This window comes from Mangrovibacterium sp., assembly GCF_059905295.1.
Map to the genome: position 1 here is coordinate 1 of NZ_JBZQJF010000022.1, position 22351 is coordinate 22351.

General features: G+C 44.3%; 19 protein-coding genes and 1 pseudogene. 8 read left to right on the forward strand and 12 right to left on the reverse strand.

The window, feature by feature from the left end; genetic code table 11:
• Positions 1-186 precede the first annotated feature (186 nt).
• Positions 187-738 carry an REP-associated tyrosine transposase gene (locus AC37HE_RS01240; RefSeq protein ID WP_500780952.1) on the forward strand — a complete coding sequence of 184 codons (552 nt, stop codon included), beginning with the start codon at positions 187-189 and terminating at the stop codon, positions 736-738.
• 180 nt (positions 739-918) lie between these two features.
• Here the strand turns inward: AC37HE_RS01240 and AC37HE_RS01245 are convergent, their stop codons facing one another.
• Positions 919-2430, reverse strand: a complete 1512-nt coding sequence (locus tag AC37HE_RS01245) for an Ig-like domain-containing protein (protein ID WP_500780953.1) — start codon at positions 2428-2430, stop codon at positions 919-921.
• 268 nt (positions 2431-2698) lie between these two features.
• On the opposite strand from AC37HE_RS01245, the gene AC37HE_RS01250 reads away from it, so the two are divergent.
• Both AC37HE_RS01250 and AC37HE_RS01255 read left to right on the forward strand, forming a co-directional pair.
• The gene (locus AC37HE_RS01250) at positions 2699-3145 is read left to right on the forward strand and encodes a hypothetical protein (protein WP_500780954.1); all 447 of its coding nucleotides are present in this window, start codon (positions 2699-2701) and stop codon (positions 3143-3145) included.
• A gap of 217 nt (positions 3146-3362) precedes the next feature.
• Positions 3363-4397, forward strand: coding sequence for an alpha/beta hydrolase (locus AC37HE_RS01255; protein WP_500780955.1), 1035 nt, complete (start codon positions 3363-3365; stop codon positions 4395-4397).
• 129 nt (positions 4398-4526) lie between these two features.
• Here AC37HE_RS01255 and argB read toward each other — a convergent pair whose 3' ends face one another.
• From argB to AC37HE_RS01305, 10 genes are all read right to left on the reverse strand, one after another.
• Positions 4527-5303, reverse strand: coding sequence for an acetylglutamate kinase (gene argB, locus AC37HE_RS01260; RefSeq protein ID WP_500780956.1), 777 nt, complete (start codon positions 5301-5303; stop codon positions 4527-4529).
• Between the two features lie 84 nt (positions 5304-5387).
• Complete coding sequence (locus tag AC37HE_RS01265; protein WP_500780957.1) at positions 5388-6338, reverse strand: N-acetylornithine carbamoyltransferase; 951 nt, start codon at positions 6336-6338, stop codon at positions 5388-5390.
• A 191-nt stretch (positions 6339-6529) separates the two neighbouring features.
• Positions 6530-7780: a glutamate-5-semialdehyde dehydrogenase gene (locus tag AC37HE_RS01270; RefSeq protein ID WP_500780958.1), complete on the reverse strand. Its 1251-nt coding sequence runs from the start codon at positions 7778-7780 to the stop codon at positions 6530-6532.
• 249 nt (positions 7781-8029) lie between these two features.
• Entirely contained in the window at positions 8030-9121 is a 1092-nt protein-coding gene (proB, locus tag AC37HE_RS01275; protein WP_500780959.1) for a glutamate 5-kinase, read from the reverse strand.
• 11 nt (positions 9122-9132) lie between these two features.
• Positions 9133-9924, reverse strand: coding sequence for a pyrroline-5-carboxylate reductase (gene proC, locus AC37HE_RS01280; protein ID WP_500780960.1), 792 nt, complete (start codon positions 9922-9924; stop codon positions 9133-9135).
• Positions 9925-9937: 13 nt separating this feature from the next.
• Positions 9938-11089 (reverse strand): aspartate aminotransferase family protein, encoded by a 1152-nt coding sequence (locus AC37HE_RS01285; RefSeq protein WP_500780961.1) that lies wholly within the window; start codon positions 11087-11089, stop codon positions 9938-9940.
• Positions 11090-11167: 78 nt separating this feature from the next.
• The gene (gene argC, locus AC37HE_RS01290) at positions 11168-12142 is read right to left on the reverse strand and encodes an N-acetyl-gamma-glutamyl-phosphate reductase (protein WP_500780962.1); all 975 of its coding nucleotides are present in this window, start codon (positions 12140-12142) and stop codon (positions 11168-11170) included.
• 8 nt (positions 12143-12150) lie between these two features.
• Positions 12151-13344: an argininosuccinate synthase gene (locus tag AC37HE_RS01295; protein WP_500780963.1), complete on the reverse strand. Its 1194-nt coding sequence runs from the start codon at positions 13342-13344 to the stop codon at positions 12151-12153.
• 211 nt (positions 13345-13555) lie between these two features.
• Entirely contained in the window at positions 13556-14224 is a 669-nt protein-coding gene (locus AC37HE_RS01300; protein ID WP_500780964.1) for a GNAT family N-acetyltransferase, read from the reverse strand.
• 4 nt (positions 14225-14228) lie between these two features.
• A complete protein-coding gene (locus tag AC37HE_RS01305; protein ID WP_500780965.1) occupies positions 14229-14714 on the reverse strand; it encodes an arginine repressor in 486 nt (161 codons plus the stop codon).
• Positions 14715-14969: 255 nt separating this feature from the next.
• On the opposite strand from AC37HE_RS01305, the gene carA reads away from it, so the two are divergent.
• Both carA and carB read left to right on the forward strand, forming a co-directional pair.
• Positions 14970-16055, forward strand: a complete 1086-nt coding sequence (carA, locus tag AC37HE_RS01310) for a glutamine-hydrolyzing carbamoyl-phosphate synthase small subunit (protein ID WP_500780966.1) — start codon at positions 14970-14972, stop codon at positions 16053-16055.
• A 46-nt stretch (positions 16056-16101) separates the two neighbouring features.
• A complete protein-coding gene (gene carB / locus AC37HE_RS01315) occupies positions 16102-19341 on the forward strand; it encodes a carbamoyl-phosphate synthase (glutamine-hydrolyzing) large subunit (RefSeq protein ID WP_500780967.1) in 3240 nt (1079 codons plus the stop codon).
• Between the two features lie 61 nt (positions 19342-19402).
• Here carB and aqpZ read toward each other — a convergent pair whose 3' ends face one another.
• A complete protein-coding gene (gene aqpZ / locus AC37HE_RS01320) occupies positions 19403-20104 on the reverse strand; it encodes an aquaporin Z (RefSeq protein ID WP_500780968.1) in 702 nt (233 codons plus the stop codon).
• A gap of 336 nt (positions 20105-20440) precedes the next feature.
• Between aqpZ and AC37HE_RS01325 the strand changes: the two genes are divergently transcribed.
• The 3 genes and pseudogenes from AC37HE_RS01325 to AC37HE_RS01335 all read left to right on the forward strand — a co-directional run.
• Positions 20441-21010 carry a DUF502 domain-containing protein gene (locus AC37HE_RS01325; protein ID WP_500780969.1) on the forward strand — a complete coding sequence of 190 codons (570 nt, stop codon included), beginning with the start codon at positions 20441-20443 and terminating at the stop codon, positions 21008-21010.
• Between the two features lie 154 nt (positions 21011-21164).
• A complete protein-coding gene (locus AC37HE_RS01330) occupies positions 21165-22091 on the forward strand; it encodes an ABC transporter ATP-binding protein (protein ID WP_500780970.1) in 927 nt (308 codons plus the stop codon).
• Positions 22092-22094: 3 nt separating this feature from the next.
• Positions 22095-22351: pseudogene (locus tag AC37HE_RS01335) on the forward strand (ABC transporter permease); the annotation flags it as partial.

The window sequence follows — 22351 nt, forward strand, 5'->3', positions numbered from 1 at the left end:
CGAAGCCAGCCGCTTTTAATCAGCTCTGCTTATTTACCGGGTGACTTCGCGTCACCCGGTAAATAGACCAAAAACCTGGAAAATTAATTCACTTCTACCCCTCGTTAAAAACGAGGGGTTAATTGCTTGTCGTTTGCAACGACATTATCCATGATTTGAGTTGAATCGTACCTAATTGGAAACACAATGCCAGCCGACAACTACTATATAACCGATCAAAATGCCGTTTACTTTCTAACGTTCACGGTGGAAGACTGGATTGATGTATTTACACGCAAGGAGTATAAGCTGGTTGTAGCCGATTCGTTGAATTATTGCGTCGCAAACAAAGGACTTGAACTATTTGCCTGGTGCCTCATGTCGAACCACCTTCACCTGGTATGCAGGGCAAAGGCGGATTACAGGCTTAGTGCTATTATTCGGGATTTTAAAAAGTTCACAGCAAAAACGATTCTGAACATGATAGAAACTGAGCCTGAGAGCCGGAAAGAATGGATGTTATATCGGTTCAGGTACGCCGGCAAGTTCGATAACCGGGTTTCAACCTACAAATTCTGGCAGGAAACGAATCATGCCGTCCTGCTGGACAATACGCAGGTGCTTGAACAACGGATAAACTACACACACCAAAATCCGGTTCGGGCACTGATTGTTTTCCGACCGGAAGATTATCTGTACAGTTCGGCCCGGGATTATGCCGGGGAACAAGGATTGGTACACATACAAATGAATATATAATGAGTTACAAACTCACAACCACTAACCCCTCGTTACAAACGAGGGGTAGAAAAGAGAAGAGGGGCAGAAGATTGCTAATCCAAAAAATTTCTTACGAAAAAAGCCCCGGGCTTTCCCCCAGAGCTCATAAATTTTCTTTTTCACTGGCGAATTCGCAAGCGCTGAATATCGTGGTTCTATTTAGTCGTTAACTGTTCCCGAGTTTTGGGTGAGGGTAGTATAACTAAGCGTGTAACCCGATTTGTTGATAACAGCCCCATCGTTTAATATGATTGTATCAACATTCGAATTCCCGGTCAGCGTCCATGTTCCTCCTTCAAGAGTAATTGAGGTCGAAGCCCCGGTATTGTCGGTATCATAAGCCCCTTGCCAGGTAACACCCGAATTAACAGTAAGTTCGGCAGAGCTGTATGAGTCGGTAACAATACTTCCGGAGTAAGTTGTACCGCTGCCCGAGAGGTTAAGTACTCCGGTTGCCCCGTAAGTTGACCAGCGGGTGTTGTAATCAACCTCCATTAATATGCCTGAAGGAATCGTTGTAGCAACACCATCAAGTGTAACTTTTCCGGTTACGTTGGTTACAATTTCGATAAAGGGAGTGCTCTCGCCAGTCATCGTCAGCGAGCCTCCGGTAACAGTAATCACACCATTGGTACCGGTACCGGCATCGCCCGATCCGCTTTGCAAAATCATCATCCCCCGGCTCGATGAACCTGCGCCCGAAGTAATGGTACTATTGTTAATAGTGATGTAATTATCGCCCTCGATGACCCCTATTTCGCCTTGCGACGAACTACCCGTAATGTTGTTCACCGTCAGTTCGCCGGTTGAGTAAAGTACAGCGCAATCGGTGCCGGTTGTTGTATAGCTTCCACCAGTCACATTCACGGTACCGCCGCCTTTATCTAAAGCAATAACCGAACTGTTACTTCCCGTGGTGGTTATTGTTAGATCGGTAGCTGTGATTGTTCCACCACCTGTAGCATGAATACCTCGTGATAAGTTTTCAGAACAGTTTATTTCGACATCCGATACGGTAACTGTTCCGCCATAAGCAACAATACCATTTGCCCCGATAGCGCTGGTTGAAATACTTCCGCCACTCATCACCACTGTACCACCGTCACTGGACAGGATCGCAGCATTTGTGCCATAAAAGCTACTTCCATCCGAGTCTTCAGTATCGCCACTTTTGGTAATCGTACAGTCAGTCATGGTGAAAGTTCCTCCCGAAACCTCTACTGCATTAACGTCGGATTCGGTTGAAGAATAAGTTTCGTCTGATACCGTAACCGTACCCGAAGATTGCGAGTAAGCTTCACCATCGGAAGAAGACGAGGAGCTAACTGTAACCTCGCATGTTGCGGTATAACCACCGTCGGCAGTAGTTACAGTAACCGTAGCAGTTCCGGTAGCCACGGCGGTAACAGTCCCACTACTTACTGTAGCTACATCTTCATCTTCAGAGTTCCAGCTAACTTCGGTGTCCGAGGCATTGCTTGGGCTAACTGTTGCAGTTAGTGTACTGCTTGAGCCAACCGTTAGACTAAGTGTAGTTTCGTCTAAGGAAACACTTGTAACTGCAATACTGCTTACCTCATCATCACTATTAGAACAGGACGAAACTAAGAAAATACTGGTGCAAATTGATACAGACAGTAATAACTGGGTTAATGTGGTAGTTGTCTTCATTATTACTTTTTTTAGTTTAAAAATATCGGGCATTTGTCCTTTTCTAAACAAAATCCCTTAAAAGACAAAGCTCACCCTACTCCTTATCAAGATTAATTTCGCCAACACGCTTGCTGATATGCTTTTGCAAAACCGACCACAGTTGTTTAATCAATTTCCAATCAAGCATTCACTTCTACCGTTACAAACGAGGGGCAGAAGAAGTCACCCGGTAAATACAAAACGCTCCTACAGTAACAATTGATTAGCTTAGCGGGTACAATACCTCATGATCATCAAATTCATTTTACTGGCTGTTTTCGGAATTGCCATGGCTCACGTTGAAGGGGTAGTGGTGGTGTATCTGCGTAAGGCGATGGGCTTATTGGAACCAGAAGCAGACACCCGCAAGCTGCTGGCCGAAATTCCTGACAGATTAATTAAAATTGAGATGACCCGGGAAGTGGCAACGATCGTGATGTTGGTTATAATAGCCTTATTGACCGGAGAAGGCTGGCTGGAGCAACTCCTTATTTTCCTCTGGACCTTCGCTTTCTGGGATTTGTTTTACTATGTGTCCTTGTATTTAGTCATCAAATGGCCACCTAATCTTAAGACGATTGATGTGTTGTTCCTGATCCCTCGTCCGTGGGTAGCACCTGTTTGGTTCCCGGTGACGATCTCGTCGGTGACCATCCTGATGATTGCTGTTTTCTACCTGTTTCCCTTTCTTTAAAATAAAGCTGACTTCTTACTGACCGGATGACTCGAGTCACCCGGTCAGTAAGAACGTGCTTTTCACAAAACACTAGCGAATAATCCCCACTTCGAGTAGGACTTTACGCGTCATTCTGTGTCATTCATATACAGCGCCGGGAGCAAGAATGTCTGAACTGGAAATCTCCCCGAGAAGCCAAACCAATAGCTCGAATTACACACCTAAACCCGATATAATGAAAAAATACTTCTTCCTGTTTGTCCTTTTGTTTTGTGTCAATCTCTCGTTAATGGCACAGCCACCCAAAGGAACTGTGATCAATGATTCCATTTATTCGAAAAACCTGGAGAATAACTATGGCGAAAATCCGACCCGGGCAGTTTCCGTCTACCTTCCGCCGGGATATGATGAAAGTACGCAGCATTATCCGGTTATCTATTTTCTACATGGTTTTACGGGTGATAATAAGGTGATGGACTACATCGCCGGCTTGCTGGATCTGGCCATTGCCACCCACCACATCCGACCGTTCATTATGGTTATCCCCGATGAAAAGACAAGCTACGACGGGAGCTTTTACAGCAACAGCGCGCTTTATGGAAATTGGGAGGATTTTACGGCCTACGACCTGGTTAGCTATATGGATAAAAACTACCGGACGATTGCCAATAAAGACAGCCGTGGAATTACGGGGCATAGCATGGGTGGATACGGGGCGCTGAAAATTGCGATGCACCACCCCGACATCTTTAGCAGCGTTTATGCTCTCAGCCCCGGCGTGCTGACCATCGTGCGTGAATATGGGCCGAACAGCAATACTTATAAAGAATTAGCGCATATTAAAACGCAGGAAGAACTCAATAAAAGCTACTTCGGTAAGGTAATTATTGCCTTTGGGAAATCGTGGACGCCTAATCCTGACAAGCCTCCGTTTTATTGCGACCTGCCTTTTACTTATGACGGTGATGAGCTGGTGGTTCACAAGGATATTCTTGAAAAATGGTATGCCAATATGCCTTTGCATATGATTGACGATTACCTCGACAACCTCAAAAAGCTGAAAGCCATTAAGCTGGATTGGGGAAGAAATTCCGGAGACCGCTTTACGATCATGTGCAGCATGTTCAGCCAGCGTTTAGAGAATGTGGGCATCAAGCATTTTGCGGAAGAATATATCGGCACCCATGTGAATAATATTTATACCCCAGATGGCCGTATTCCAAATCAAATGTTGCCTTTCTTCGATTACTACCTGAATTTTGAAGACTAAATGAAACGCATAAAAAAGCTCCGCCTCAAATTCGAGGACGGAGCTTTTTCAGATTGTATTTAAAATAACTTATTTGTTCTAATCAATGACAGGGTGACTTCAAGTCGCCCGGTCAATAACCACTGCTAATTATTCGGGTAACAAGCTGGTTCCGCCGGTTTGTAAGCCGGGGATGTTGGTGATGCGCACTTTCGAAACACCTTTTGAAATCGCATTGAAGCTGTTATCCAGCTTGGGAATCATGCCAGCGTGGATGGCACCGCTTTCCTGCAGTGCTTTAAACTGTCCGTGGTTCAGCGAGGCAATTACCGAGTTGTCATCTTCCGAATCCTCCAGCACACCAGGCTTCTCGAAGCAGAAAACCAGCTCCACATCGAAGTGTTCCGCAAAAGCGACAGATGCCTCGGCTGCAATGGTGTCGGCATTGACATTCAGCATATTGCCTTGCTTATCGTGCGACAAGGGGGCGAGCACAGGGATTACATTTTTCTCCAGCAACAGGTTCAGCTCGTCAACATTTACCGCCACAATATCACCCACAAAACCATAGTCGATGGTTTTTACCGGGCGTTTTACAGCCTGCATATAGTTGAGGTCGGCACCGGTCAGCCCGATGGCATTCATGCCCAGGGCCTGCAGTTGTGCCACAATATTTTTATTCACCAGTCCGCCGTACACCATGGTCACTACCTCCAGCATCGCCTGATCGGTGATGCGGCGGCCTTCCACCATTTTGGTTTCAATGCCCAGACGTTCGGCCATGGCTGTTGCCGAGCGGCCACCACCATGAACCAGTACTTTTAGTCCTTCCAGTTTCGAAAAGCGGTCGAGCAAATCAGCCAAAGAGTCTTTCTCTTCAACCACTTTACCACCAACTTTTACGATTGTAAGTTTTTGCTTAGTCATTTTATGAGTTCCAAGTTCCGAGTTTCAAAGGCCTTACAAAATGTATTTTAACCTTCTAATTCTCTAATCTTCATTCCAGTCTTCTTATTTCATCTGGTCCAGCAACAGTTTCAACACGGTTTGTGCTGAGAATAGTCGGTTGCCGGCTTCTTCAACGACAATTGAGTTTGGGCTGTCGATCACCGAATCGCTCACGATCATGTTCCGGCGAACCGGTAAACAGTGCATGAATTTGGCATTGTTGGTAACGGCCATCTGGCGATCGCTCACGGTCCATTCCCGATCCTGCGATAATACTTTACCATAGTCGTTATAGGCAGCCCAGCTTTTGGCATAGATGAAATCAGCACCTTCAAAAGCTTTCATCTGGTCGTATTCCGGTTTCAGGTCGCCCATAAACTCCGGTGCCAGCTCGTATCCTTCGGGGTGAGTTACCACCAGTTCGTAGTCGGTTGCACGCATCCACTCCACAAACGAGTTCGGTACAGCCTGTGGTAAAGCGCGTGGGTGAGGAGCCCAGGTCATCACCACCTTCGGGCGAGCTTTGGTTTTGTGCTCTTCAATGGTCAGGTGGTCGGCAAACGACTGCAGCGGGTGACGTGTCGCAGCCTCCATGCTCACAACGGGAACGCCGCTGTAATCGATGAACTGCTGGATGATTTTCTCCTCGTAGTCATCCTCTTTGTTCTCAAATCTCGCAAAAGAGCGCACCCCGATGATGTCGCAATATTTTCCGATAACCGGTACGGCTTCGCGGATATGTTCCGGCTTGTCGCCGTCCATGATTACGCCCAGCTCGGTTTCCAGCTTCCAGCCACCTTCATTAATGTCGAAAACAATCACATTCATTCCCAGATTCAGTCCGGCTTTCTGTGTGCTTAAGCGGGTGCGTAAGCTTGAGTTAAAGAAAACCAGCAATAAGGTTTTGTTTTTTCCCAGATCCTGGTATTTGTAGGGATCTTTTTTCAATTCGAAAGCCAGTTTCATGGCTTCATCCAAATTATCTAAATCGTGAACAGAGGTGAAGTGTTTCATATTTTATTGTTTTGGAAGCCTCTCCCCCCGCCCTCTCCGGTGGAGAGGGAGTAAAGAGTGCATTTATCTGTTGTTGCTTATTGTTAAGACTTTAGTTCGTTTCTTTTTTTCTATCGATTGTAACTTTTCCGATATTGTTCTCTCTTACTCATTATTTCTTTCTCTCCCCGTCGGGGGAGTTGGAGGGGGCTTTATATTGGCCTGATTTGTCCTTCGCCGTCGATCAGCCATTTGTAGCTGGTTAGTTCTTCCAGCGCCATTGGCCCGCGGGCATGCAGCTTTTGGGTTGAAATACCAATTTCGGCTCCCAGTCCAAACTGCGCTCCATCGGTAAAAGCAGTTGATACGTTGCAGTAAACCGAAGAGGCATCAACAAGCTTGCGGAACAAATCCTGACGCTCGGTATCCTCGGTTACAATAGCCTCGCTGTGCTTCGAGCTGTAGTCGGCAATATGGTCCAGCGCCTCATCGAAACTTGAAACAGTTTTGATGGCCATTTTATAGTCCAAAAACTCCGTTCCGAAGGATTCAGCAGTTGCCCACTCCAGCAGATTAGCCGGGTAGCTGCCTTCCAGGGCATTGTGTGCTTGCTCGTCGGCATAGACAATCACATTGCTTTCGGGCAGTTTGCTGCATATTGCCGGTAAGTCGGCCAGACGGCTGTCGTGAATAATCAGGCAATCCAGTGCATTACACACACTCGGGCGGCGAGCTTTAGCATTGTAAACAATGTTTTTCCCTTTCTCGGTATCGCCAAACTCATCGAAATAAGTGTGGCAAATGCCCGCACCTGTTTCAATAACCGGGATGGTTGCATTCTTCCGCACGAACTCAATCAAGCCTTGTGAGCCACGAGGAATGATCAGGTCGACAAAACCTTGAGCATTCAGAATTTCCGCGGTTGCTGCACGGTCGGCCGGCAACAGTGTCAGAATATTTTGATCGATACTGTGTTTTTCCAGTACCGAATGAATAACCTTTACAATAGCTGTGTTGGAATCAATGGCATCGCTGCCACCTTTTAAAACACAGGCATTACCCGACTTTAGACACAGTGAAAACACGTCGAACGTCACGTTTGGCCGTGCTTCGTAGATAATGCCGATTACACCAAAAGCAACCGACACCTTTTTGATGCGCATGCCATTGGGTCGGACTGATTCACTTAACACGCGGCCAAGCGGTGAAGGTAAAGAAGCTACATTGCGAATATCGGCGGCGATACCGGCAATACGGTCAGCGGTCAGTTTCAGACGGTCGTATTTCGGATCTTCCGGAGCCATGCGTGCTAAATCTTTTTCATTTTCGGCTAAGATAGCATCGGTGTTGGCAACAGCAGCTTCTGCTACATCGGCCAAGATCGCATTGATCTGGTCAACCGTCAGCAGGTTTAATGATCTGCTGGCTTTTAATGTAAGCTCTAATTGTTTTTTTACCTCCATGGTCGTATAGCTAAAATTAAAAGTCCCCTTCCCTGGGGGAGGAAGGGGACAACTCAGAATATCTTAAGAATTTGTTGAAGTCAACAAAAGGGGGTTATTAGAAAAGGGTATATTGAATTATTCTGAGCTATAATGTTTTTGTTCTTGATTCGCTTTTATATTCCTTACAAATTTAATCAATGAAAGATTAAATCGTAAATATTCGTACTTAAAAACTTTAAAAATTTAATCTAAAATCGAGATTGGCTTTCAATCTTCAATTAAATATAGATAATCGTAGTGAACAACGGGCTTTTTGTATTTCGTTCCGACTTCCTCTGTTGCTTTTTCGGAATCGAATTCAACTTTGCCCCAACCAATAATATTGGCTTGTTCATCAACAATCTTTACAATGTCGCCTTTTTCGAAATTCCCTCTCACTTCGGTCACGCCAATCAGCAAAAGGCTGGAGGCAATATCGGAGAAAAGGGCTTCCCGTGCACCATCGTTAATGACCAACACACCTTTGGCAAAACTATCGGAGTAGGCAATCCACTTTTTAACGTTTGAAGCCTTTCGTGCTTCAGCTTTGAAAAGTGTATGTGTCACATGCATCTCATTCAGGAGGATGTCGGTAAGGACATGATCCTTCAATCCGCTTGCAATGTGAACATCAATACCTTCCTTTGCAACTTTGCGGGCGATCGAGCTTTTGGTGAGCATTCCACCACGGCCAAATCCGGATTTTTGTGTCAGGATATTCTTCATCCATTCCCTGTCCTTCACATGAATTTCTTCAATGATTTTGGAGCCGGGAAGTGAAGGGTCACCATCGTAAATTCCATCCACATTGCTCAAAATGATCAATGCTTCTGAATTTTGCATGGATGCAATCAGTCCGGATAATTCATCGTTGTCGGTAAACATGAGCTCGGATACCGAGATGGTGTCATTTTCATTCACAATCGGAACCACATCGTTTTCGAGCAGGGTCGTGATGCAGTTTTTCATGTTCAGGTAATGGCTCCTGTCCGAGAAATTATCCTTGGTGGTTAGCACCTGGGCACAAACAATCCCTTGATCCTGGAATAGTTCAGCATACTGGTTGATCAGCTTAACCTGTCCTACAGCGGAGTAAAGCTGACGCGATGAAACCATGTCGAGCTTTTTGCTCAATCTTAGGGTGTTCCGTCCGGCTGCAACAGCTCCCGATGAAACCAAAACAACCTCGATTCCTTTTTTGCGAAGCCAGGAGATTTGGTCAACCAAATGTGCAATTCGGGCGACATTTAATGTCCCGTCAGACTTGGTTAGAACGTTACTACCGACTTTGACGGTAATTTTTTTATAACGAAAGCTCATACTGTATCGTCTTAACCCATTTTGTTGAACGATGCAATCAGACCTTGAATGACTGATGAGCTAAATCCTTTATGTTCCATTTCGTTGATACCGGTGATGGTTACACCACGCGGAGTTGTTACTTTATCGATCTCACGTTCCGGGTGGTTACCGGTATCCATGATTAATTGGACAGCTCCTTTTACGGTTTGAGCTGTAATGAACTGTGCCATCTCCGCGCCAAAGCCCATTTCCACACCACCTTGCATTGCTGCACGAACGTAGCGTAGTGCAAAGGCTGTTCCGCATGAAGCAAGCACGGTAGCAGCTCCCATCAATTCTTCGTTGATGATGACTGTTTCGCCAAGCTGGTCGAACAACTCTTTGACAGTTTCGATACAGTCTTTGGTATTTCCGTTTCCGGCAATACATGTCATCGATTCCTGAATTGAAATCGCGGTGTTAGGCATTACCCGAAGAATTTTTTTGTCCTCGCCAGCCATTTGAGCTAAGTCTTTCAGATGAACTCCGGCAACAATTGACACCAGAATTTTATCTGGAGTCAAAATCTCTTTCATGGCGGTGATAACGCCCTCAATATGGTAAGGCTTCACTGCAAAAATGATCAAGTCCGCATTTTTTGCAGCTTCACTGTTATTCAAATAGGTTTGAAAACCCAGAGTACTGAGCTTTTCAAGTGTTTTCTCACGCGGATCGGAAATTGAAATAGAAGATGCCGGGAGATAGCCTGATTTAAGGATCCCGTTCGCGATTGCTCCACCCATATTTCCTGCGCCGATAATGGCAATTTTTCCGACTTTCATAGTTGTTTATTTTTTAATTCTGTTCTGCTTTCGCGAACAGCTCATTTAATACTTTTTCAAATTTAGCAATAAAATAGGCTGCTTGGTCCATGGTTAAACACAGTGGTGGTAACAAGCGGATGATATTTGTTCCCGAAACTCCTGTGAAAATCTTTTCTTCAGTCAGCAATTTGGTCCGGATTTCCTTGATTGGCTCTTCAAACTCTAAGCCGATCATTAAACCATGACCGCGAACTTCCTTGATTTGTTTAAATCCTGCCAGTTTTTCCATCAGGAAATTACCAACCTTAGCAGCGTTTTCAACCAGTTTTTCCTGCTCCATGATTTCCAAAACAGCAATGCCTGCAGCACAAGCCAGGTAGTTTCCACCGAAAGTGGTGCCTAACATGCCATACCAGGGCTTTAATTCAGGCTGAATTAGCAATCCACCAATTGGGAACCCATTGCCCATGCCTTTCGCGGTTGTGATCAGGTCGGGCTTCACATTGGTGTATTGGAAAGCAAAGAACTTTCCGCTACGTCCGTAACCCGATTGAATTTCGTCCAAAATCAGCAAGGTGCCATACTTCTTGCATTGGCGTTCCAGCTCTTCCAAAAAGGCAGGATCGGGGACACGAATTCCCCCGATCCCTTGGATACCCTCTACAATGATTGCTGCAATGTCTTCAGCCTTTAAATGCAGCACTACTTGCTCTATATCGTTAAGCGGTAAGATAACCGCATTTTCTGTTTCGTTTACCGGAGCAACAATCTTTGGATTATCCGTAATGGCTACAGCAGCCGATGTACGACCGTGAAATCCCTTGGCAAAACTGATGATTTTTTTACGTCCGGTAGCAAATGATGCCAATTTGATGGCATTTTCATTCGCTTCAGCTCCCGAGTTACACAAGAATAATTGGTAATCGTCGAAGCCGGAAAGCTTGCCCAGTTTGGTTGCCAACTCCTGCTGTTGCGGAATGACTACCGAGTTGCTGTAAAAACCAATTTGATTTAATTGGTCGGTAATTTTTTGCACATAGTGCGGGTGACTGTGTCCTACGGAGATCACAGCATGTCCTCCGTATAAATCCAAATATTTGTTGCCTTCGCTGTCCCACATGTAAGAGCCTTTAGCCTTTACAGGGGTGATATTAAACAGCGGATATACATCGAAAAGTTTCATAATTGTTCAAATTCCAAGTTTTAAGTTCCAAATTCCAAGTTCTGGAAATCAGAGAATCCAGACGTGCGGAAATCTGCGCTAAAATGAAACCGGTTTTAAATTCAGCCCGGTTTTTTCGTCCAGCCCAAATTGCAGGTTCATGTTTTGAACAGCTTGACCCGATGCGCCTTTTAATAAGTTGTCAGTAACACTCAGGATCATCAGTTTGCTGCCATGTTTTTCCAAATGCAAAATGGCTTTGTTGGTATTCACCACCTGCTTTACATCCGGGTTTTCCTTCGTTACAAAAACAAACGGATGTTCGGCATAGTATTTTTCGTACAGGCTTATTGCTTCTTCCAGTGTTCCGGCAAATTCGGTATAGGTTGAAGCGAAAATTCCTCTTGTGTGGTTTCCGCGCACAGGGATAAAGTTGATGGCTTTATCGAATCCCGGTTGCAGTTGTTTCACACTTTGCGTGATCTCGCCCAGGTGCTGGTGCTGGAAGGCTTTGTAAACCGAAACGTTTCCGGAGCGCCAGCTGAAGTGCGAGGTTGAAGAGGGAGCCTGTCCCGCGCCTGTTGATCCGGTGATTGCATGAACGTGCAGTTCGTCGGTAATCAGGCCGGCAGCGGCAAGGGGCAACATGGTCAATTGGATCCCCGTAGCGAAGCATCCGGGGTTGGCAATGTGCCCCGATTGTCGGATTGTTTCGCGGTTCAATTCCGGTAAACCGTACACAAAGTCATTTCCTTCAGCTTTCAACCGGTAATCGTGACTCAGATCGATGATTTTTACCGTGTCAGGAATATCGTTTGCTGCAACGAATGATTTTGATTTTCCGTGACCCATACAAAGGAAAATAACGTCGCACAGACGAAAGTCGGGTTCAGCGACAAAAGTCAGATCGGTTTCTCCCAGCAGGTCGCGATGTACTTCGTAAATTGGGTTGCCCGCATTACTGCTACTCTGAATAAAAGCAAATTCAGCTTGCGGGTGGTTCAATAAAATCCGGATCAGTTCGCCAGCCGTGTAACCGGCTCCTCCAATAATACCAACTCTAATCTTACTCATCTTCCGGATTAAAATTTTTTATTGACTGAATTGTAAATTTTTAGTGATGTTCCCAAAATTTTGGTGAAGCCTTTAACATCTTGTGACGTCCAGGCTTTATTCATTTCACCGTACTCACCGAAGTCAGACTTCATCAGGTCGTAAGGAGAATCGATACCAACCAAAACAAATTGGTAAGGACGAAGCTTCAGAATAACTTTTCCTGAAACGGATTGCTGTGTGCTTTCGAGGAATTTCTCGATGTCGCGCATCACCGGATCCAGGTAAAGCGATTCGTGCAGGAACATGCCGTACCAGGTTGATAGTTGTTCTTTCCAGTACATTTGCCATTTGGTAAGCGTGTGCTTTTCGAGCATTTGGTGCGCTTTAATGATCATCATGGGCGCTGCAGCCTCAAAACCAACACGTCCTTTAATCCCAATGATGGTATCGCCAATATGCATGTCGCGGCCTATAGCGTATTTTGATGCGATAGCTTCCAGGTCGCGGATGGCTTCAACAGTATTGAAGTAGCGTTTGCCGTCAACACCTTTCAGCTCGCCTTCAACAAAGTCGAGGGTGATTTCGCGCTCTTCTTTTTCTTCGAGTTGAGAAGGGTAGGCTTCTTCCGGTAATGTTTGATCTGAGGTTAATGTTTCTTTACCACCAATACTGGTTCCCCATAATCCTTTGTTGATAGAATAGGCCATTTTCGACCAGTCGGCTTCAACACCGTGTTCCTTCAGGTAGTCGATTTCCTGCTGACGGGTAAGTGTTAAGTCGCGGGTTGGTGTAAGAATTTCAATATCCGGTGCTAATACCTCAAATGTTAGGTCGAAACGAACCTGGTCATTTCCGGCTCCGGTACTACCGTGAGCCACATATTTGGCACCTATTTTTTTTGCGTATTCAATGATAGCAATTGCCTGGAATACGCGCTCAGAACTCACCGAGATCGGGTAGGTATTATTTCGCAACACATTCCCGAATACCATGTATTTAATACACTTTTCGTAATAAGTGTCGGTTACATCCAGTGTTACGTGTTTGGCCGAGCCCAGTTCATAGGCTTTTTTTTCAATGGTTTCCAACTCTTCTTTACCAAAACCACCGGTGTTGGCAAGGGCAGTGTAAACTTCCAAACCTTTTTCTACTGACAAGTATTTTGCACAAAACGAAGTGTCTAACCCGCCACTGTATGCTAATACTACCTTTTCTTTCATTTTAGTTGATTTTTTATAAAAAAGTGATGACACAAACCCGGCAACTTACTGAAAACTTACAACTTTACTAACCTTTAAAACCTGCCTTGAACTTACTGTTTAACAATTAATCCTGAAAATTCCTATGATACTGATATTGTCCAAGCACAGGTATTTATGAAAAAAATTAATCCTGAAATGACTGCCGAACAGTGCCATCACTTATATCTTATTATACTCTTTTAAACACTTTAAAGTTTGATTCTTTATTGACGTTATTCGATTTTGGTTTCAATTTGCCAATCATCTCCAATAACGAAATCTTTTTGGGTTTAACCTCAACCGCTTGCTTCGGTTTTTCCCATGCCGGGTCGAACAACATTCCTGTACACAAACATTTTGTGCGGTTTGTGCGCTGAAGGATGTCGTAGTTTACACAACTCTGGCACCCTTTCCAGAAGCTTTCATCGTCTGTCAGCTCCGAGAAGGTTGTCGGGCGGTAGCCCAATTCATGGTTAATCTTCATAACAGCCAAGCCGGTTGTTAACCCGAAGATCTTTGCGTCAGGGAATTTCTTGCGGGATAATTCGAAGGCTTTCTTCTTAATTTCCCGTGCCAAACCTCCTCCGCGGTATTCTTTAACCACGATCAATCCTGAGTTGGCAACGAAACGGTTGTGTCCCCACGATTCCACATAGCAAAAACCAGCAAATGTTTCTCCATCAAGTGCGATGATGGCTTTCCCCTCGCTGATCTTTGAGGTTATATACTCATCGGTACGGCGGGCAATACCCGTGCCTCGCTCTTTCGAGGCCGCATCGATGGTGTCGTTAATTGTAGGCACATATTTCAAATGTGACTCATCTGCAACGACAACTTTAATTCCTTCTGCTTTATTCATTTCTTTACTTGCCAATCTTGTCCTGTAACTTGGGCATTATTAATATGAGACTGTTTTTGAGATCGCGGGGAGTTACTCCTTCTCGCATTACCAATAAAATGGTGTCGTCGCCAGCTATACTCCCTAAAATTTCATATGGCTCTGAATTGTCTAAAACGGCAGCAATGCTGCTTGCGTACCCTGGCCGGGTTCTCATCACAGCCAGGTTTCCCGAAAAATTGATGTCGCGAAACCCATCAGCTAAAAAATTTACTTCGTTCGTTTCTTCGCGGGCTTCTGCATTAACACCTTCCGGTATAATGTACATGTAGCCGTTTGTGCCTGATGGTACTTTAGCTACTTTCAAGGTTTTTAAATCGCGCGACAAAGTTGCCTGAGTAAGGCTGTAACCTTGCTTCTCCAGCTGGCCAAGTAATTCTTCCTGACTGTGAATTTCAGTCGATGAAATTATTTGTCGAATAGCTAAATGTCTGCTTACGCGATTCTTCATTTTGTATTTTTATACATTGTCAATGCAAATTTATTCATTTTTTGTAGAAAACAAATTTTTGTTTCAGAATTATTTATATTTTTGTACCGGATTTAACAATCAGATGTTTTGCCAGTGAGGCAAAAAAGGAAAAGAATAATTTCTGATAGACGTGAACAGAATACATCAATTAATAGCGAAAAATAAGCACAATGCGTTTGAACTACTTCCGTAGACAGACGCATTTTTTTTAATCAATATAAGCGATCATAGAAAATGACAGAGGCAAAAAAAGTCAGTTTGGTTTTAGAAGATGGGACCCGTTTCGAAGGGATTTCTTTCGGATATGACAAGTCGGTTGCCGGCGAAGTAGTTTTTTACACCGCAATGACAGGCTATCCGGAAAGTTTAACAGATCCTTCATATACGGGCCAAATTTTGGTTTCCACCTTTCCGCTGATCGGTAACTACGGTGTACCGTCAGATTCAGTTAAAGATGGAATTCAACAGTTTTATGAATCCAATAAAGTGCACATCACTGGTTTGATTATTTCGGATTATTCGAAAGAATACAGTCACTGGAATGCAATCAAGAGTCTGGGTGATTGGCTAAAGGAATGGAAAGTTCCTGGCTTGTATGGTATTGATACCCGTGCGTTGACAAAAATACTGCGCGTAAAAGGTTCAATGTTGGGAAAAATCGAATTCGATGATGAACCGATCGAGTTTGAAGATCCGAACGCTGAAAACCTGGTTGCGGTGGCTAGTTGCGATAAAAAGGAAGTTTATGGCGACGGCGAACACAAAGTTGTTTTGGTTGACTGCGGTGTAAAATATAATATCATCCGCTGCTTGCTGAATCGTAATGCAACTGTGATCCGCGTGCCTTGGGATTACGATTTCACCCAGGAAGAATACGACGGTATCTTTTTGTCGAACGGTCCTGGTGATCCTGCGAAATGTGGTACAACTGTTGAATACATTCAGAAAGCCATTCAGCAGGATAAACCAATTATGGGTATTTGCCTCGGAAACCAATTACTTGCACGTGCTGCTGGTGCTGAAACTTATAAATTGAAGTTTGGACACCGTAGTCACAACCAACCGGTTTTGCTTGCCGGTACTGATCGCTGCTTTATCACCTCTCAAAACCATGGCTATGCTGTATCTCCGGAATCACTTCCTGCAGATTGGGAGCCAATGTTTGTCAATGTGAACGACGAAACTAACGAAGGGATTCGCCATAAATCGAAACCTTTCTTCTCTACGCAATTCCACCCCGAAGCCGCTAGCGGCCCGGTTGATACGGAATATTTGTTTGATGAGTTCATTGAAAACATTGTAAAATTCAAAAAAGGCTAACAACACCTTCCTGTAAAGGAAAACAAGCAGCATAAACATCAAGATTATGGTACGTTTAAATACAAGTATAAAAAAAGTGATCGTTCTGGGGTCTGGTGCACTCAAAATCGGTGAAGCCGGTGAGTTCGACTACTCCGGGTCGCAAGCGTTAAAAGCACTAAAAGAAGAAGGCGTTGAGACGGTTTTGATTAACCCGAACATTGCCACAATTCAGACTTCTGAAAATATTGCAGATAAAATTTACTTCCTGCCTGTTACTGCTTATTTCGTTGAGCAAGTAATTAAGAAGGAAAAGCCCGATGGAATTTTGCTCGCTTTCGGTGGACAAACAGCGCTGAACTGCGGTGTGGACTTGTTCCATCAGGGAATATTGGAAAAATATAACATCCAGGTTGTTGGTACACCGGTGCAGTCGATCATTGACACGGAAGACCGGGAAATTTTCGCTGGTATCCTGAAGGAAATCGATGTAAAAACCCCTCGAAGCATTGCCTGTACTAATATGACTGCAGGTAAAGCGGCAGCTGAAAAGCTGGGCTTCCCGGTTATCGTTCGTGCAGCCTATACACTCGGTGGTTTGGGTAGTGGATTCTGTTCAAACGAGAAAGAGTTGGACAAGCTGTTGGCAAATGCCTTCTCTTACTCACCTCAGGTATTGGTTGAGGAATCGTTAAAGGGATGGAAAGAAGTTGAGTACGAAGTTGTACGCGACAAATACGACAACTGTATCACAGTGTGTAACATGGAAAACTTCGACCCGCTGGGTATTCATACCGGTGAGTCAATCGTTGTTGCACCATCTCAAACCCTTTCAAACTCGGAATACCATAAACTACGTCAAATCGCCATCAAAATTATTCGCCGCATCGGTGTAATCGGTGAGTGTAACGTTCAGTTTACACTCGATCCGAATTCGGAAGATTACCGGGTGATTGAGGTGAATGCCCGTCTGTCCCGCTCTTCAGCCCTTGCATCAAAAGCAACCGGTTATCCATTGGCATTTGTCGCTGCGAAATTAGGTTTAGGTTATGGTTTGCACGAACTGAAAAACTCAGTAACTAAAGTGACAACAGCCTGTTTCGAGCCGGCTCTGGACTATGTGGTGTGTAAAATCCCGCGTTGGGACTTAAATAAATTCAGCGGTGTATCCAAAAACCTGGGTAGCTCCATGAAATCGGTAGGAGAGATTATGTCCATTGGTCGTAGTTTCGAAGAAGCCATTCAGAAGGGGATTCGTATGGTTGGCGTTGGAATGCACGGTTTCGTTGGCAATAAAGATGAAATTACCATCGACGAGATTGATGAAGAGTTGATCAACCCGACCGACCGTCGAATTTTTGCCATTGCCGCTGCCTTTGCAAAAGGTTATAGCATCGATCAGGTTCATGAGAAAACAAAAATCGATCGCTGGTTCCTGCAAAAGCTGAAGAATATCGATAGCCTGAAAAATGAGCTGAGCACAAAATCAGAAATTGAGAACGTTGATGACAGTTTGCTGCTGGAAGCCAAAAAGGCTGGTTTCTCCGATTTCCAGATTGCTCGTTTGGTAATGGATTGTCCGAATAAAGAAATTAATGAAGGCTTACTGAAGGTACGTGCCTATCGTAAAGCTAAAAATATTATACCGTTTGTTAAGCAGATTGATACGCTGGCAGGCGAATATCCCGCACAAACAAATTACCTGTACCTGACTTATCACGGTACTGAGCACGATGTTGAATTTAAAAATGATGATAAGTCAATCGTTGTACTTGGATCAGGTGCCTACCGCATTGGTAGTTCGGTTGAGTTCGACTGGTGTTCGGTAAATGCCATCAACACCATTCGCAAAGAAGGTTACCGTGCCATCATGATTAACTACAACCCGGAAACAGTAAGTACGGACTACGACACTTGCGACCGGTTGTACTTCGACGAGTTGACTTTCGAGCGTGTGATGGATATCCAGGAAATGGAGAACCCGAAAGGGGTAATCGTTTCGGTAGGCGGACAGATTCCGAACAACCTGGCAATGAAATTGTATAAGCAGAATGTACCAATTTTAGGTACTTCAGCCTTGAAAATTGATAATGCCGAAGACCGGAAGAAATTTAGTGCCTTGTTGGATGAAATCGGTGTTGATCAGCCCCGTTGGAGCGAATTGACTAGCATCGAAGATATTTACAAATTCATTGAAACGGTTGGTTACCCGGTGCTGATTCGTCCGTCGTACGTACTTTCGGGTGCTGCGATGAATGTGGTATCGAACCCGGATCAGCTGGAGCACTTCCTGCAAATGGCAGCCAATGTATCAAAAGAACACCCGGTAGTTGTTACTGAGTTTATTGAGCAAGCCAAAGAGATCGAGATTGACGCTGTGGCCGATAAAGGTGAAATGGTGGCTTATGCCATTTCAGAACACGTTGAGTTTGCCGGTGTTCACTCTGGGGATGCAACCATCGTATTTCCTCCACAAAAATTGTATGTTGAAACAATCCGTCGCATCAAGAAGATTTCGCGCGAGATTGCTAAAGCATTGGAGATTTCAGGACCGTTCAATATGCAGTTCCTGGCAAAGGATAACGACATTAAAGTAATTGAGTGTAACCTGCGTGCTTCGCGAAGCTTCCCGTTCGTTTCGAAAGTGATGAAGATCAATATGATTGAAATTGCAACGAAAGTGATGATGGGCGTTCCTTATAACAAACCGGACAAATCGCTGTTCGAGTTGGATTATGTGGGAGTAAAAGCACCGCAGTTCTCTTTCCATCGCTTGTTGAATGCCGACCCTGTATTGGGTGTTGATATGTCATCGACTGGTGAGGTAGGCTGTATTGGTGAGAACTTCTACGAAGCAATTCTGAAGTCCATGCTGTCGGTAGGCTATAAATACCCGGAGAAAAATGTGTTGATCTCTTCAGGTCCGGCCCGCTCGAAACTGGAATTACTGAACAGTGCCCGCTTGTTGCAGGAAAACGGTTATAATATCTATGCAACTGAAGGAACACATCGCTTCTTGCGCGAGAATCAGGTTGATTCCACCATGTTACACTGGCCGGATGAAGAAGATTTGCAACCGAATACAGTTGAGTACATGCGCGAGAAGAAGATTGACCTGGTCGTAAATATTCCGAAAAACTACTCGAAACGGGAGTTGAGCAACGGCTACAAGATTCGTCGTAGTGCGATCGATTACAATATTCCGTTGATTACCAACGCTCGTGTGGCAAGTGCATTCATTTATGCTGTATGTAAATACAAATTGGATGATATTGCCATCAAGAGTTGGGACGAATACAAAGGATAATCCAAACTATTATTAGGATATAAAAAAACCGCTCAATCTTGAGCGGTTTTTTTTGTGTCATCTATTCAATATCAACACCTTCTCTTTCAGGTGCAAGATATCTGTAAATAAGGCCGGCTATTACAGCTCCAATGATCGGTGCTACCCAGAACAGCCATAATTGTCCTAGAGCCCAATCGCCTACAAATAAAGCCTGGCTTGTGCTCCGTGCAGGGTTTACAGAAGTGTTGGTTACCGGAATCGAGATCAGGTGGATTAGGGTGAGTGCCAAACCAATGGCAATGCCTGCAAATCCTTGTGGTGCATTTTTGTGAATAGCACCTAAAATAACGATTACAAACATACAGGTCATGACCACTTCGCAAATTAAAGCCGACAACAGACTGTAACCGCCTGGCGAATGTTCGCCGTAACCGTTAGCGGCAAAGCTTCCCAGTTCAAAGCCCGGTTTGCCGCTGGCAATAGCGTAAAGAACTGCTGCACCAGCAATTCCACCGAGTACCTGAGCGATAATGTAAGGCACTAAATACTTTGTTTCAAAACGGCCGCCCACCCATAAGCCAACAGAAACAGCGGGGTTTAAGTGACAGCCGGAGATGTGTCCAATTGCGTAAACCATGGTTAGAACCGTTAAGCCAAAGGCTAATGCAACGCCGGCAAAGCCAATTCCTAATCCCGGGAAGGCAGCAGCTAAAACGGCACTACCACAACCTCCAAGTACCAACCAAAAGGTTCCGATAAACTCAGCAACAAGTTTTTTCATACTTAATTGATTTAAGATAAATTAATGAATGATGTTTAGAGTTGAATCAATGCGATTAATTTAAATTGCTTGTTGTCAAGTTACGATACTTCTCTGAATTTCAGGGTGTATTTGCCGTAAAATTATTTGTAATCCATGAAAATCTATCCTGATAAGTTCTTGTTTTCTTGCTCCTTTGCAGGAAATGTGCTTGGTTTTTGCAATAAAATGAATAGTTATGTTTGTTATTTGGAGCTTGTCTTTTAAGGTTAAATTGAAGATTGAGTTGAAAACGTACAGGTATTCTTTCACGCATATTCTGTAATTTCGTCGTAATTCAACTTAAAATAACGTTCAATGAAAAAGTTTGTCGGTTATTTCATGCAGGGGCTCGTGTTTGTTGCCCCACTGGCAATAACGGTATATATCATCTTCCATATATTCGATTTTATCGACGGGCTGTTGCGCGATCTACTCGAATCGTGGACCGGCCATATTGTTCCTGGGCTAGGCTTGTTGATTATTGTTGTGCTGCTAAGCTTTCTGGGTTTTGTGGGCGAGTATATTGTTTTCAATCCTTTTAAACGCATTTGGGAGCGCCTGCTCAATAAGGCTCCTTTGCTAAAGGTGATTTACAGTTCGTTGGTTGATCTGTTTTCGGCCTTCGTTGGTAAGGAAAAGAAATTCAATTCGCCGGTATTGGTGTGTATTAACAAGGAAAATAATCTCTGGAAGATTGGCTTCGTAACCCAGAAAAGTATGGAAGAAATGGACCTGCCTGGTATGGTAGCTGTGTATTTTCCGCATTCGTATGCCTTTTCGGGCGAGTTGTTTATGGTGGAAACAACTGCTGTTAAAAAGCTCGATATGCCACCTGCCGAGGCTATGAAATTTGTGGTGTCGGGTGGGGTTACACGGGTGAATTAATGGTTCCTGCAACAAAATGACAGGCCTGGTCTTTTGTCTGTTTTTTTCGTTGGTTTGCCGATTAGTCTGGGAAGACCAAATAGATTTCTTTACTTTTGAGATAATCATAAAGTATTTCTCATTTTCAACGAACTGAAAAATCAATCTCATCGTTATGGAACTGTTTAAAACGGAGGATGTTGTTAAGGATTATTCCGGCCATCGGGCTCTCGATCGGGTAAGTATTTCGGTTGAGGAACAGTCGGTATTTGGCCTGCTTGGGCCGAATGGAGCCGGTAAAACAACCCTAATACGGATCATCAACCAGATTACTGCCCCCGATTCGGGCGAAGTTTATTTTATGGGGCGCAAGACGAAGGCAACCGATATTCAGATGATCGGTTACCTGCCTGAGGAACGCGGACTTTATAAAAAAATGAAAGTAGGGGAGCAAGCCTTGTATCTTGCGCAGCTCAAAGGTATGTCGCGCCGCGATGCCTTGAGAAATCTGAAAAAATGGTTCGAGAAATTTGAAATCCAGCCCTGGTGGAATAAGAAGGTTGAAGAACTCTCAAAAGGGATGGCACAAAAAGTGCAGTTTGTTACGACAGTTATTCACGAACCGAAGCTGTTGATTTTTGATGAGCCGTTTAGTGGATTCGATCCCATTAATGCAAACTTGCTGAAGAATGAAATTCTGGCTTTACGCGATCAGGGTGCTACAATTATCTTTTCGACGCACAACATGGCCTCGGTCGAGGAAGTTTGCGACCATATAGCCCTAATCAATAAATCGCAAAAGATACTCGACGGTAATATTTACGATATTAAAGAGCAATATAAGCTGGGCGATTACGAAATAGAAACATTGGAATTAGGTGACTTAAGCCCTGTTTTTAGGGCGAACGGTTTCCAATTGCTCGAAACCGATATCCGTGGAAACCGGCAGCTGGTAAAATTCCGTAAATCCGATGGTGAAAGTAATCGCGAGGTACTCGAAAAATTGACTTCCCGTCTGGATATTTCAGCTTTCCGTGAGGTGATTCCGAGTATGAATGAAGTATTTATTCAAGTTGTTGAACAAGCCAACCAAAAGAAATAAGCCATGAACAAAGCATTATTAATTCTGAAACGTGAATATCTTACCCGTGTTCGTAAGAAGTCGTTTATTATTATGACGCTGCTGGTTCCGTTTATTTTTGCAGCGATGACAATCTTACCGGCCTGGCTGGCTATGCAGGATGATCACGAGGAACGAACGATTGCCGTTTACGATGGTACCGGTATTTTCCTTGGGCGACTGGAAAGCACAGAATACACTAAGTTTCATTTTATACCGAAAGAAGAATACGAACGAATTCG

What these genes read in the sequence shown, in the direction of transcription:
- AC37HE_RS01240 (WP_500780952.1), top strand. Translation starts at nt 187, where the DNA reads ATGCCAGCCGACAACTACTATATAACCGATCAAAATGCCGTTTACTTT.
- AC37HE_RS01245 (WP_500780953.1), bottom strand. Translation starts at nt 2,430, where the DNA reads ATGAAGACAACTACCACATTAACCCAGTTATTACTGTCTGTATCAATT.
- AC37HE_RS01250 (WP_500780954.1), top strand. Translation starts at nt 2,699, where the DNA reads ATGATCATCAAATTCATTTTACTGGCTGTTTTCGGAATTGCCATGGCT.
- AC37HE_RS01255 (WP_500780955.1), top strand. Translation starts at nt 3,363, where the DNA reads ATGAAAAAATACTTCTTCCTGTTTGTCCTTTTGTTTTGTGTCAATCTC.
- argB (WP_500780956.1), bottom strand. Translation starts at nt 5,303, where the DNA reads ATGACTAAGCAAAAACTTACAATCGTAAAAGTTGGTGGTAAAGTGGTT.
- AC37HE_RS01265 (WP_500780957.1), bottom strand. Translation starts at nt 6,338, where the DNA reads ATGAAACACTTCACCTCTGTTCACGATTTAGATAATTTGGATGAAGCC.
- AC37HE_RS01270 (WP_500780958.1), bottom strand. Translation starts at nt 7,780, where the DNA reads ATGGAGGTAAAAAAACAATTAGAGCTTACATTAAAAGCCAGCAGATCA.
- proB (WP_500780959.1), bottom strand. Translation starts at nt 9,121, where the DNA reads ATGAGCTTTCGTTATAAAAAAATTACCGTCAAAGTCGGTAGTAACGTT.
- proC (WP_500780960.1), bottom strand. Translation starts at nt 9,924, where the DNA reads ATGAAAGTCGGAAAAATTGCCATTATCGGCGCAGGAAATATGGGTGGA.
- AC37HE_RS01285 (WP_500780961.1), bottom strand. Translation starts at nt 11,089, where the DNA reads ATGAAACTTTTCGATGTATATCCGCTGTTTAATATCACCCCTGTAAAG.
- argC (WP_500780962.1), bottom strand. Translation starts at nt 12,142, where the DNA reads ATGAGTAAGATTAGAGTTGGTATTATTGGAGGAGCCGGTTACACGGCT.
- AC37HE_RS01295 (WP_500780963.1), bottom strand. Translation starts at nt 13,344, where the DNA reads ATGAAAGAAAAGGTAGTATTAGCATACAGTGGCGGGTTAGACACTTCG.
- AC37HE_RS01300 (WP_500780964.1), bottom strand. Translation starts at nt 14,224, where the DNA reads ATGAATAAAGCAGAAGGAATTAAAGTTGTCGTTGCAGATGAGTCACAT.
- AC37HE_RS01305 (WP_500780965.1), bottom strand. Translation starts at nt 14,714, where the DNA reads ATGAAGAATCGCGTAAGCAGACATTTAGCTATTCGACAAATAATTTCA.
- carA (WP_500780966.1), top strand. Translation starts at nt 14,970, where the DNA reads ATGACAGAGGCAAAAAAAGTCAGTTTGGTTTTAGAAGATGGGACCCGT.
- carB (WP_500780967.1), top strand. Translation starts at nt 16,102, where the DNA reads ATGGTACGTTTAAATACAAGTATAAAAAAAGTGATCGTTCTGGGGTCT.
- aqpZ (WP_500780968.1), bottom strand. Translation starts at nt 20,104, where the DNA reads ATGAAAAAACTTGTTGCTGAGTTTATCGGAACCTTTTGGTTGGTACTT.
- AC37HE_RS01325 (WP_500780969.1), top strand. Translation starts at nt 20,441, where the DNA reads ATGAAAAAGTTTGTCGGTTATTTCATGCAGGGGCTCGTGTTTGTTGCC.
- AC37HE_RS01330 (WP_500780970.1), top strand. Translation starts at nt 21,165, where the DNA reads ATGGAACTGTTTAAAACGGAGGATGTTGTTAAGGATTATTCCGGCCAT.